The 12951-nt window shown below is 73.8% G+C and carries 8 protein-coding genes; 4 read left to right on the top strand and 4 right to left on the bottom strand.

The window, feature by feature from the left end; translation table 11 throughout:
* Window positions 1-244: 244 nt before the first annotated feature.
* Complete coding sequence (locus ACZ7KF_RS14430; protein ID WP_471073445.1) at window positions 245-3589, top strand: AfsR/SARP family transcriptional regulator; 3345 nt, start codon at window positions 245-247, stop codon at window positions 3587-3589.
* On the opposite strand, the gene ACZ7KF_RS14425 is transcribed toward ACZ7KF_RS14430, so the two are convergent.
* Window positions 3576-5591, bottom strand: coding sequence for a sigma-70 family RNA polymerase sigma factor (locus tag ACZ7KF_RS14425; protein WP_471073442.1), 2016 nt, complete (start codon window positions 5589-5591; stop codon window positions 3576-3578). The genes ACZ7KF_RS14430 and ACZ7KF_RS14425 overlap by 14 nt on opposite strands.
* Before the next feature lie 439 nt (window positions 5592-6030).
* The gene (locus ACZ7KF_RS14420; protein WP_471073439.1) at window positions 6031-6849 is read right to left on the bottom strand and encodes a TetR/AcrR family transcriptional regulator; all 819 of its coding nucleotides are present in this window, start codon (window positions 6847-6849) and stop codon (window positions 6031-6033) included.
* A 373-nt stretch (window positions 6850-7222) separates the two neighbouring features.
* Between ACZ7KF_RS14420 and ACZ7KF_RS14415 the strand changes: the two genes are divergently transcribed.
* Entirely contained in the window at window positions 7223-8602 is a 1380-nt protein-coding gene (locus ACZ7KF_RS14415; RefSeq protein WP_471073436.1) for an NAD(P)/FAD-dependent oxidoreductase, read from the top strand.
* A gap of 131 nt (window positions 8603-8733) precedes the next feature.
* The gene (locus tag ACZ7KF_RS14410; protein WP_471073433.1) at window positions 8734-10386 is read left to right on the top strand and encodes an ATP-binding SpoIIE family protein phosphatase; all 1653 of its coding nucleotides are present in this window, start codon (window positions 8734-8736) and stop codon (window positions 10384-10386) included.
* A 104-nt stretch (window positions 10387-10490) separates the two neighbouring features.
* Here the strand turns inward: ACZ7KF_RS14410 and ACZ7KF_RS14405 are convergent, their stop codons facing one another.
* Window positions 10491-11756: an MFS transporter gene (locus ACZ7KF_RS14405; protein ID WP_471074448.1), complete on the bottom strand. Its 1266-nt coding sequence runs from the start codon at window positions 11754-11756 to the stop codon at window positions 10491-10493.
* A gap of 134 nt (window positions 11757-11890) precedes the next feature.
* On the opposite strand from ACZ7KF_RS14405, the gene ACZ7KF_RS14400 reads away from it, so the two are divergent.
* Entirely contained in the window at window positions 11891-12439 is a 549-nt protein-coding gene (locus ACZ7KF_RS14400) for a MarR family winged helix-turn-helix transcriptional regulator (RefSeq protein ID WP_471073430.1), read from the top strand.
* A gap of 300 nt (window positions 12440-12739) precedes the next feature.
* Here the strand turns inward: ACZ7KF_RS14400 and ACZ7KF_RS14395 are convergent.
* A partial coding sequence (locus ACZ7KF_RS14395) for a hypothetical protein (protein WP_471073427.1) occupies window positions 12740-12951 on the bottom strand: 212 nt, incomplete at its 5' end.

Here is a 12951-nt window from a genome sequence, read left to right as displayed (position 1 = left end):
GGTTGTCGCTCCCGCGCGCCGTGGGGGTGGCGCCGGTCCGTGTGTGGCTGCGGGCCCGCGGTGGCTGGTCGCGCAGTTCCCCGCGCCCCTGGGGGAGATGGGGTGGGCCCTGGTCCGGGAGTGCGGGTGCGGGCCAGTCGCCGCAAGGCGAGGCGCGCGCCTCGTGGCCCGGGAGTGCCGGTTCCGAACGCGGCCGTTCGAAAACCCCCGTGCCTCGTTCCCGGCCCGCCGCGACAATGACGGGGTGCGGTACAGAATCCTGGGCGTAACCCAAGCAGCAGACGACCAGGGCACCCCCGTACCCATCGGCGGCCAGCGCCTGCGCACGCTCCTCGCCGCCCTCGCCCTCCGCCCCGGCCGCACCACGACCCCCGGCACCCTCATCGACGAGATCTGGGCGGACGACCCGCCCCAGGACGCCCCCGCCGCCCTCCAGGCCCTCGTCGGCCGCCTCCGCCGCACCCTCGGCAGGCACACCATCGCCTCCACCCCGGGCGGCTACCGCCTGGAGGCGACCGAGGGCGACGTGGACCTCCACGTCTTCGAACGACTCACCCGCACCGGCACCACCGCCCTCACCGCCGGCGACCCGGCCACCGCCCACCGCACCCTCACCGAGGCCCTGTCGCTCTGGTACGGCCCGGCTCTCGCCGACCTCCCCGACCGCGCCGCCGCCACCCGCCCCGAGGCCCTGCGGCTGGAAGCGACCCGCGCCCGCGCCGCCGCCGCCCTCGCCCTCGGCCGCGCCCGGGAGGCCGTACCGGAGCTGCGGGAACTGACCGCCGCCCACCCGTACGACGAGCCCCTCCACGTCCTGCTCATCCGCGCCCTGCGGGACACCGGCCGCCCGGCCGACGCCCTCGCCGCCTACGAGTCCGCCCGCCGCACCCTCGCCGACACCCTCGGCACCGACCCCGGCCCGGAACTCCAGTGCCTGCACGCGGCGTTGCTGCGACAGGAGCAGGCACCGGAGCCCGGCCACCCGGCGGCCCCCGTACCGCCGCCGCCCGCCCAGCCCCCCGAGCGCACCGGTAATCTCCGCCCCCGCCTGACCTCGTTCGTCGGACGGGAACCGGAACTCCAGGCCATCCGTTCCGACCTCGACAGGGCCCGCCTCGTCACGCTCACCGGACCAGGCGGCTCCGGAAAGACCCGCCTGGCCGAGGAGGCCGCCACCGGCCTGCCCACGGCCTGGCTGGTCGAGCTGGCCCCCCTCGACCATCCGGAGGCGGTGCCCGGCGCGGTGGTCAGCGCGCTCGGCCTGCGCGAGACCGTCCTGCTGAGCAACGAGCTGGCGACCCCGCAGGCCGACCCCACGGCCCTGCTGATCGAGTACTGCGCCCCGCGCAGCCAACTCCTGATCCTCGACAACTGCGAGCACGTCATCGGCGCGGCGGCCGCCCTCGCCGAGACCCTCCTCACCCGCTGCCCCGGGCTCACGATCCTCGCGACCAGCCGTGAACCCCTGGGCGTCCCCGGCGAGTCGGTGCGCCCGGTCGAGCCCCTCGTCCCGGAGCAGGCGCACCGCCTCTTCGCCGAGCGCGCCGAAGCCGTCCGCCCCGACGCCGGCGCCGTGCTCGGCGACACCGCGGCCGTGGCGGAGATCTGCCGCCGCCTGGACGGCCTGCCGCTCGCCATCGAGCTGGCCGCGGCCCGGCTCAGGCTGCTGACCCCGAGGCAGATCGCCGACCGTCTGGACGACCGCTTCCGCCTGCTCACCTCCGGAAGCCGCACGGTCCTGCCCCGCCAGCAGACCCTGCGCGCGGTCGTCGACTGGTCCTGGGAACTGCTGGACGAGGAGGAGCGGACCGTACTGCGCGAGGTGTCGGTGTTCGCCGGCGGCTGGGACCTCGCGGCGGCCGAGGCCGTGTGCACCCGCCCGGCGACGGCCCTGATCGGCGCACTGGTCGACAAGTCCCTCGTGGTCGCCGCCCCGTACGCCCCGGACGGCACCGGCACCCGCTCCGGCATGCGCTACCGCATGCTGGAGACCATCCACGAGTACGCCACCGAACGCGCGGCCGAGGTCCCCGGCCTGCGCGCGGCGGCCGAACGACGGCACCGCGCGTGGGTGCGGTCGCTGGTGGAGGAGGCCGAACCACAGCTGCGGTCGGCGGCCCAGCTCCCCTGGATCTCCCGCCTGGAGACCGAGCTGGACAACATCCGCGCGGCCCTGGACCGCGCGGTCCTCGCGGGCGACGAGACGGAGGCCGGCGCCGTCGTCCTGGCCATCGGCTGGTTCTGGTGGCTGCGCAACCACCGCCAGGAGGCCGTGACCCGGACCCGGCTGGTGCTCCGCCTGGGCGTCGCCCTGGACACCCTGCCCGCGGGCGCGCCGGCCGACGAGCTGATGGCCCGGGTGGAGTCCGCCGACCCGGTGGGCGCCTTCCTCGCCGAGCCCGACGGCCGGACCCCCCGTGCGCTGCACGAGCTGCGGACGGACCTGCGCATGCTCGACCTCTTCCTGACCTCCGAGTCGGGTGCGGAGGACCTCGTGGCCGACGAGCGGGCCGTGGAGTACCTCGCGCGGGTACGGGCGGCCTACGAGTGCGGCGGGCCCCGGGCCGCCCGGTTCCCCGGCATCCTCTGGCCGCTGACCGCCTACTACCTGGGCGGCCCGGCGGAGGTCCGCCCGGACATGACGAGGTCCGTCGCCAACGCCCGTGCACACGGCGGTGACTGGGAGATCGCCGTCGCCCTGATGTACCGGGCCCACATCACCGTCGACTCGCCGGGAAACCTTCAGGGCGTGGACGAGGACCTGGCCGAGCTGCGCATGCTCTGCCGGCGGGTCGGCGACCGCTGGATGCGGGCGCAGGTGTGCAGCGCGGCCGGCGAGGCGGCCATGGCGCGCGGCCGGTTCACCGACGCCCGCGGCGAGTACGAGGAGGCGCTGCGCCTCGCCTACGAGGTGGGCGCGTACGCCGAGGCGCCGTTCCTGATGGTCCGGCTCGCCGAGATCTCCTACCGCTCCGGCGACCAGGAGACCGCGCTGATCGCCCTGGACGAGGCGGACACGGCCTCGGTCCACTACGCGGTGCCGGAATCCCGGGCCTTCGCACTGCTGCTGCGTGCCCACATCGCCCTGTGCGACGGGCAGCCCGCCCGCGCCCGCGAGCTGTACGAGGCGACCTGCGCGGAAGTACGGGACGGCACCCCGCCGCCCCAGTTCGTGGCGGCCCGGCGGGCGGTCGAGGCACTGCTCGCGGCCGACGAGTCGGGCCCGGCGCACGGGGTGCGGATCCTGGCGGCCGCCCTGCGCGAGGCCGTGGACCACCGGTGCGCCGAGGTGATCACCGCCGGTCTGGTGGACGTGGGGGCGGGCCTGCTGGCCCGGCACGGCGAACTGCCGGGTGCGCTGCGGCTGTTCGCCGCCGCGGACCGATGGCGCGACGGAAGCCCGCGGTCCGAGCCGGAGCGCGGCGAGGCCGCCCGGGTCCACGCCCGTGCCCTCGCCACCCTCCCCGCCGACCGCTACGCCACCGAGTGCGCGCGGGGAGCGGCGTACGGGGTGGCGGACATCCTGCGGGAGCTGGACGCCACGGCGGCCGTCGCGGACCGCCAGGGCCTGCCGGCTACCGGCAGGTGAACCGGGACTCCGCCCAGTCCGCGAGCGCCGCCCGGTTCAAGCCGCTGCCGCGCGGCTCCACCACGAGCCGTACGGTCGAGCGCCCGGTGAGGTCCACATGGACGGGGACGGCACGGTCGCGGCCCTCGACCGTGCCGGACCGCCACAGCGGGACTCCGTCGGCGTAGACGGCGAAGGTGACCTTGCCGAGGCCGAGCGTCATGTCGTCCACGCCGGCCAGTGCGTCGTACGCGCCGCACTGCCGGTTGAGGTGGACGGTGACGGAGGACTCGCCGTGCACGGTGACCCCGTGCGCGTACGGCCGGCCGCCGATCGACATGCCGTACCGCTGCCACACCCAGCTGCTCTCGCCGAGGGCGATCTCCGGCTCGGTGCCGTCGCCGCCGGCGTCGTAGCGCAGTTCGCTCAGCTCGTACACGGCGGGCGCCGGCGTCGGCGGCGGGCTGGGCTTCGGCTTCGGTGCCGGGCCGGGAGCGGCGGTGGGAGGAGGCGTGGGCGCGGGGGTCGGCGTCGGGGTGGGCGTGGGAGTCGGCCTCGGCGGGGGTGTCGGGGTGGGCGTCGGGGCCGGTCCGGGCGCGTGCACCACGGGCGCCGGGGCGGGCTTGTGCGGAGGGGTGCGCGGGGGCGTGTGCGGGGGCTCGTGCGTCGGCGTCGCGGGCACCGGCGTTCCGGGCCGTACGGCCGGCGCGGACGGCGGCGGCTTGGCGGTCTCCTGCGCCGGACGGCCGTCGTTCACCAGGGCCAGCGCGACCGCGGCGACGGCCACCGCGACCACACCGGCCGCGATACCGGCCTTCACCGGCGCCCCGAGCCCCTCGGAGACCGCGGCTCCACCCGTGCCGCCCGCACCACCGCCCGCACCGGTGGCCGCACCACCGCCCGCACCGGTGGCCGCACCACCGCCCACACCGGTGGCCGCGGCGCCGCCCGCACCGGTGGCCGTGGCGGCGGCTCCGGCCGCGGCCCCGGCGGCCCCGGCACTGCCGGCCACGATCCCGAGCGCCTTGGCGTACCCGGCGGCCCCGAACCAGCCGATGACGGCGACCGGGACGACACCGGGGATACCGCTCGCGACCTCTTCGATCTGCGCCGCCGCCAGCCGGCACCGCGCGCACTCGTCCAGGTGCTTGCGCAGGCCCCGCTCGGCCCGGATCCGCAGCTTGCGGCGGGCGTAGGTGCCCAGCTGGTCGGCGTAGCGGGCGCACTCCTCGTCATGGGCGAGGCCGGCGCTGACATGCGCCTGGAGGTAGGCCTGCTTCAGCCCTTCGCGCGCACGGCTGGCGAGCACCCGGGTGCCGTTGGCGTCCAGCCCGAACAGCACGGCGACATCGCTCGGGGACTCGTCCTCCACCTCGGTGTGCCACAGCACGGCCTGCCAGCGCTCGGGCAGCGAGCGGAACGCCTGCATGGCCATGGACTGCTCGGCCTCGTGCAGGGCGCGCACGTCGGCGCCCAGTCCGAGGGTGTCGTCCTCGGACGGCTCCGCGGCCCGCGCGGTCTGCTGGGCGAAGACGGCGAAGTCGTCGACGAGCTGTTCGCGCCGGGCCGACCTGGTCCAGTGCGCCGCGACACGCCGCACCGAGGTCAGCAGATAGGCCCGCACGGCGTGTTCGGGCCCGGACCCTCCCCGCACCGCCTGGAGCATCCGCGCGAACACCTCGGCGGTGAGATCGTCGGCGGTGTGCCCGTCCCGGCAGCAGGTCCGCGCGTACCGCCGCACCGCGTCGGCGTGCCGCCGGTACAGCTCCTCGTACGCGGAGTCGTCACCGCCGCGCATCCGCCCGATCAGTTCACCGTCGGCGGGCGCCGTCTCACGGGGCGGCGGCAGCGCACTTCCCTCACGCTGAGCCGGAACGCTGTTCTCACGACCCGTGCCTGCCGCGCCTGCCGTGCCGGAGGAAGCCGGGCGCCCACCTTGTTGCGGTACGTGGGGGGAGGTCAGACCGTGAGTCTCCGCGTCCCCGTCGTCACCGCGTGACCCGTCCCACCCGTCAACGCCCATCGCGCAAAGCCCCCGACACCGGCCGAGCCCAACCCGTCACCGGCTCAGAGTGCCACAACGCCGTTACGCCGAGGGCCTCGTGCACATCCCGTCCACTCATCCGAGCGGACTTGCACCGACGCCCCCCGAACACCCCTCGAACACCCGAAGAGCCACCCGCCCCCCCGCCACCGGACGCGCCCCACGGACACCACGCGCACCCGACCGTCCAAGCCCGACTCGCTCCACGGTCACCGCTGGCCCCCGACCGCACACCCGCACCCGCCGACGGCGGACGCGCCCCCGCGCGGACCACGCGCACTCGACCGCACACCCGCACTCGCCGACGGCGGACGCGCCCCGCGAGGGCCACCCGCACCCGACCGTGCAAGCCGCACGGGTGGTGCGGGTGGAAAACGCATCCCGCCGAAGGCGAAGCCGAGGCGAGCGGCCCGCCGAACTACGCCGGCCGAGACCGAAGCCCCTCCAGCAGAATCTCCAGCAACCGCGCCGAAGCCGCCGCCTGCTGCGCCGCATCCGGCAGCGACGGCGCCGCCGTGGCGATCACCAGCAGCACGTCGGCCACGGACACATCCGCCCGCAGCTCACCCGCCGCCCGAGCCCGCTCCACCAACTGCCCGACCACGTCGAGCAGCGCCCCGGCCCCGGCGTCGTCCGCCGCCAACCCGGCCCCGTCCGCCACCAGTCGCAGCTCACCGCCCGCGGGCTGAAGCCGCTGCTGAGGCACCCGTGCCGTCTCGGCGGCGACGGCGGCGACGGCCGAGTACGCCGAGCCGACGGACCCGACCGGGTCCCCCGCACCGCCCGACTCGCCCGGCTCCGCGGAGCCGACCCGCAGCACCTGCGGCGGCAGCAACCGCCCCGCCCCCGACGCGACCGACGTCCGCAGGAACCGGGACAGCGCCGACCACGGTTCGTCCTCCTGCCCGAGCGCCGCCCGCGCCTGCTCGGTCAGCCGTGCCGTCTCCTCCTCCGCGATCCGCCGGACCAGCACGTCCTTGCTCGGGAAGCGCCGGTACACCGTGCCGACCCCGACCCGGGCGCGCCGCGCCACGTCCTCCATCGGCGCGCCGTAGCCCAGCTCGCCGAACACCTCACGCGCCGCACGCAGCACGTGTTCGAGATTGCGCTGTGCGTCCACGCGCAGCGGAGTCGTACGGGACGCGTCCGCGCGTCCGCCCCCCGCCGCCGTGCTCATCGCTTTGCCACCGGACGCGATGGCGGCTGCAGGTGCCCAATGCGTGTCCTGAACATGCATGTGTTTCCCCCGGTAATGACGTCTCCCCCCGGAGACTCTCCCCTGATTGCGAAGTGCGCGGAAGCGGCATCGGTCCCGACCGGGACCGCCCGTCGCGGGCCCGCTCGACCACATTCCCTACACCCCGTCGACACACGAACATAGTTGAGAGGCAGTCAATTCAGAAGGGGCAGGTTCCGCACAGTGCGCCCCCCGATCGGAGTACGGGGCGTGTACGTCCCGATTGGCACTCTTCGTGCCCTGTCGCCCGCCCCCGCTGACCTGCCCCCTTTCGTCCCGCACGGGCACCCCGGCCGGCCCTGCGCACACCCGGCCGCCGGTCACACAAATTGCCGGGGCTGTGGACAAACCACAGCGCCGGGTGCGTCATGGGATGGTGAAGGAACGTGCGCGCATTCTGGTTGTCGGCGGCGGCTACGTCGGGATGTACACGGCCCTGCGCCTCCAGCGGAAGCTGAAGGCCGAGCTGAGAAGGGGCGAGGTCGACATCACTGTCGTCACTCCCGACCCCTACATGACGTATCAGCCGTTCCTTCCGGAGGCCGCCGCGGGATCGATCTCCCCGCGCCATGTCGTGGTGCCGCTGCGCCGCGTCCTGGACCGGTGCCACGTCGTCGTCGGCGAGGTGACCTCCATCGACCACGCGGTGCGCACCGCCGCCGTCAGCACGCTCGCCACCGCCGAGGAGGGCGGTGCGTCCGAACTCTTCGGCTACGACGAACTCGTCCTCGCCCCGGGCTCGGTCTCCCGCACCCTGCCCATCCCCGGCCTCGCCGAGTACGGCATCGGGTTCAAGACCGTGGAAGAGGCCATCGGCCTGCGCAACCACGTCATCGAGCAGATGGACATCGCGTCCTCCACCCGCGATCCCGCGATCCGTGACGCCGCCCTCACCTTCGTCTTCGTCGGCGGCGGGTACGCGGGCGTCGAGGCCCTCGGCGAACTGGAGGACATGGCCCGGTACGCCGCGCGGTACTACCACAACCTCCGCCCCGAGGACATGAAGTGGATCCTCGTGGAGGCAAGCGACCGCATCCTGCCGGAGGTCGGCCCGGAAATGGGCCGCTACACCGTGACCGAGCTGCGCCGCCGCAACATCCAGGTGCTGCTGGACACCCGCCTGGAGTCCTGCGCCGACCGTGTCGCCGTGCTCAGCGACGGCCAGCGCTTCCCCACCCGTACGCTCGTGTGGACGGCCGGGGTCAAACCCCACCCGCTGCTCGCCGCCACCGACCTGCCGCGCACCGACCGCGGCCGGCTCCGCTGCACGGAACGGCTGACCATCGACGGCACCGAGCACGCCTGGGCCGCCGGCGACGCCGCCGCCGTACCCGACGTCACGGCCGCCGAACCCGGCACCGAGACCGCCCCCAACGCCCAGCACGCGGTCCGCCAGGCCAGGGTCCTCGGCGACAACATCGTCCGCTCCCTGCGCGGCGAGCCCCTCCGGACGTACGCGCACGCGTACGTCGGTTCCGTCGCCTCCCTCGGCCTGCACAAAGGCGTCGCCCAGGTCTACGGACGCAAGCTGAAGGGCTACCCTGCCTGGTTCATGCACCGCGTGTACCACCTCAGCCGGATGCCCACCTTCAACCGCAAGGCCCGGGTGCTCGCCGAATGGACCCTCGCCGGACTCTTCAAACGGGAGATCGTCTCGCTCGGTTCACTCGAACATCCCCGAGCGGAGTTCGAACTGGCGGCCGGGGGAAAGCCTCCTCACAGCCCCTCCGACGACCCGAAGGGGTCGTCCTGACCGGACCCAGGAACTCCGTGGACCGCCGAGGCGTCTGACGGATGTCGCCGCGGCCCACTCCCTGCCAGACTGCCCCACGTCCTCGGACGGGCCTCCCGCCCGCCCACCGCACACACGAGGCTTTCCCCACAGTGAACTTCACGCGCTGGAGCGCCCGGCTCCCCGGAACGCAGCGCCGCGCCGCCGCGCGGACCGAGACCCCGGTCTCCCCGGACCGGCGGGGGGAAGGCTCCGTGCCCGCGGCCCGTGCCGAACAGCCCGCCGACGACAAGACACCCGTGCCCGCCGTCGACGAACTGCCCGCACGTGACGTCCTGGACCGCGTCCCGGCCCTCGTCGCCCTCGTGCACGGCCCCGACCACCGCATCGCCTACGTCAACGACGCCTACACGGCCGCTTTCGGCGCCCGCGCCACCGGCACGGCCGCCCGCGAGGCACTGCCCGAACTCGCCGAACTGGGCCTGCTCCCGCTGCTGGACCAGGTGCTGCGCAGCGGCAAGCCCCGCACGCTGAAGTCCCGCAAGGCCGTGGACGGCCGCTCGTACACGTTCACCTGCACCCCCGTCGCCGAGGGCGGCGACCGCGACGCCGGTGTACTGGTCTTCGCCACCGACGTCACCGACCACGCCGAGGCGGCCGAGCGGCTGCGCGCCAGCGAGCGCCGCCAGCGCGAGACGGCCGTCACCCTCCAGCGCTCCCTGCTCCCGCAGGAACTGGAGCAGCCCGACGACCTGCGCATCGCCGCCACCTACCAGCCCGGCGGCACCGAGGCCGCGGTCGGCGGCGACTGGTACGACGTGATCACCCTCGGCGGCGGCCGGACCGCCCTCGTCATCGGCGACGTCATGGGCCGCGGGGTGCGTGCCGCCGCCGTCATGGGCCAGCTCCGCACGGCCGTCCGCGCCTACGCCCGCCTCGACCTGCCTCCGCACGAGGTGCTCCAGCTCCTCGACGGCCTGGCCGCCGAGATCGACGCCAACCAGATCGCCACCTGCGTCTACGCCGTCCACGACCCGAACGAGGGCCGCCTGGTGTACGCGTCCGCCGGCCATCTGCCGATCCTGGTCCGCGACGAGAACGGCACGGTCTCCCGCGCCGACGAACCCACCGGCCCTCCGCTCGGCACCGGCGGCTGGATGCACGCCTCCGGTTCCATCGCCCTCGGCCCCGGAGCCACCGCCGTCCTCTACACCGACGGCCTGGTCGAGCGCCGGGACGCGGACCTGGACGAGAGCATCGCCGCGCTCGAAGGCGCCCTCGCCGGCGCCACCGGCACCCCGCAGGTCGTCTGCGACCGCCTGGTCCGCTCGGCCGGCGTCACCGCCGACCACGACGACGACGTCGCCGTCCTCGTCCTCCAGCACCCGGCGCGTACCGGCCCCGACGGCGACCTCTTCCGCAACGCCGCCCTCGAACTCCTCGGCGGTGTCGAGGCCGCCCCACGCGCGCGTGCCTTCGCCTCCGGCGTCCTCACCAGCTGGCGGTTCCCCGCCGAACTGCACGACCTCGGCGTCCTCGCCACCAGCGAACTGGTCGCCAACAGCCTCCAGCACGGCACCCCGCCCATGCGGCTCAGACTCCGCCGCACCGACCGCCGCCTCATCGTCGAGGTCACCGACGGCGACGACCACCTGCCCAGACGCCGCCGGGCCGAGCCCGGCGACGAATCGGGCCGGGGCATCGCCATCGTGGCGACGATCGCCTCCAGCTGGGGCAGCCGGCGCACCCCGGGCGGCGGCAAGGCGGTGTGGTGCGAGTTCGTCCTGCCGAAGCCGAAGCACTGACCGGTCACCGCCCCGGCAGGAACACGGTGCCCCGGCAGGAGCACGGAGCCCCGGACACGACGACGGCCGCCACCCGAAGGTGACGGCCGTGACGGTCCACCGGATCAGGCCTCCGCGGCCACGGACGGCGTGGTCGCCCCACCGCGCGTGACCACCCGGGTCCCGCGCGCCAGCCACGGCCGGTCCTGAACGGGGGTGAGCCGCCGGCCCAGCCGCAGCGCCAGATAGGTGATCCCCAGCGAGAACAGCAGGAAGGTCACGATGTACGGCCCGTGCAGCGAGGCGCCCAGAGGGCCGCCCACCGCCGGACCGACCGCCAGTGCCAGCTGCTTGACCAGCGCGAACGCCGAGTTGTACTGCCCGGCCATGCCCTCCGGCGCCAGATCGGCGACCAGCGGGGCGACCGTCGGCGACAGCATCGCCTCGCCCAGCCCGAACAGCGCGTACGTCGACACGAACGCGGCCGTGGCCATCTCCTGGCTGCCGTGCCCCAGCCCCGCGTACCCGGCGGCCAGCCACGCCACGGACCAGATCAGACCCACCGCGGCGATGACCCGGGACCGCCGGCGCCGCTCCACGAGCTTCAGCACGGCGAACTGGGCGACCACGATCATCAGGGTGTTCGCGGCCAGCGCCGTACCCAGGGCGGACGTGGATATCCCGGCCGCCTCCACGCCGTAGGCGCTCAGCCCGGACTCGAACTGTCCGTAGCAGGCGAAGAAGAGCACGAAGCCCAGCACGCACAGCTGCACCATGGCCCGGTTCCCGAGCAGCTGCTTCCAGCCGCCCTTGGCCGACGGCGCGGGAGCGCCCTCCACGCGCGGCGAGTGCGGCATCCGCACGGTCGCCATCACCACGACCAGCAGCAGGAACATCGCCGCCTCGATCGCGAACAGCAGGGTGAACGAGGACACGCGCGTGGTGTCGACGAGATGGCCGCCGATGAGGCCACCGACACCCAGGCCCAGGTTCTGCAGGAAGAACTGCGTCGCGAAGGCGCGCGAGCGGGTGTCCGCCGAGGAGCAGTCCACGATCATCGTCGCCAGCGCGGGCTGCATCACGGCCTGCCCGGCACCGAGCGCCGCCGCCGACACGAGCACGGACGCGGCACCGCCCGCCAGACCGAGGCTCAGCGCACCCAGCGCAGCGGTCATCAGGGCGGCGAGCAGGACCGGCAGCGGGCCGCGCCGCACGATCGCCCGGCCGGCGAACGGCAGCACGATCAGCGCGGCCACGGCGAAGACGGCGAGCACGAGCCCCGCCGTCATGGCTCCCAGTCCTCGCACCTGCGCCACATAGACGTACAGGTAGGGGACGGTGAAGCCGAGCCCGAACGCGCTGAGTGCGTTGCCCACGTGGATCCGGCGCATCGCTGCGCCCATCGCCCTGGTCACGTTCACCTCTCTCACTAGTTAGATCCGAAGACTTCAAAGCTAAAGTTCGAAGCTAAAGAGTACACAGTGAAGGACTTCAAGGCAAAGGCGTCGCGTGCGATACTGCGCCCATGGCCGACAACCCCGGAGTCACGGAGCCGACGCTCGAAGAACAGATCGCCGCGTACCAGCGCGAGTTCCGCGACCTGGACCCCCAGGTCGAGAAGATCGTGTCGGCGCTGTCCCGGCTGAACCGCCGTATGAACGTCGCGTACGGCCGCCAGACCGGGGCCCTCGGCATCAGCAACGCCGAGTGGGAGGTCCTCAAGGCGCTGGTCCTCTCCGGCGCCCCGTACCGCATGGGCCCCAGCGACCTCGCCAAACGGCTCGGCCTCACGCCGGCCGCGATGACCCACCGGATCGACCGCATGGTCGCCGAGGGTCTGGTCACCCGGGAGAGGGACGAGTCCAACCGCGTCCGCGTCATCGTGGAGCTGACCCCGGAGGGACGAGAGAAGTGGCTGGAGGCCATGCGCCTGGCGACGGTCTTCGAGGAGGACCTCCTCCAGGACCTCACTCCCGCGGAGCGCACGGCGCTCGGCGAGGTCCTGACCCGGCTCCTGCGCAGGGTGGAGCACGCGCAGCCGGACGCCGGCGGCCGGCTCAGCGACCTCGACTGAAGCCGCCGCGCGGCCGCCGGAAAAGATCTTGACAGCAGGGTGTTGACACGCCCTTGCTCGTTCCGTAGAGTTCTTCGGGTTGCCGCGGAGCCGTAACGGTTCTTCGGTAGCACCTCAGCCGCCTCGAGCGGCACCCCTCACACCACAGCACGATCTCCCGGACGGGTTGATTTCGGCGTGCCGGAATTCAATTCGAATAGGGACTCGGCGGTCCGATTGGGAATCGCCGGGTGGATCCGCTAAGGTTTGAGACGTCGGAACGGCCCAACAGCCGGGAAGACAAACCCCCCTGACTGGGAGTCAGACGCCGAAAGGATCTGATAGAGTCGGAACCGCCGGAAAGGGAAACGCGGAAGCGGGAACCTGGAAAGCGCCGAGGAAATCGGATCGAATGAAGATCTGATAGAGTCGGAAACACGAAGGGAAGCCCGGAGGAAAGCCCGAGAGGGTGAGTACAAAGGAAGCGACCGTTCCTTGAGAACTCAACAGCGTGCCAAAAATCAACGCCAGAT

It is taken from the genome of Streptomyces sp. NPDC038200, assembly GCF_055600785.1.
The sequence above is the reverse complement of the archived record's forward strand: the minus strand, read 5'-3'. Positions and strand labels throughout refer to the sequence as shown.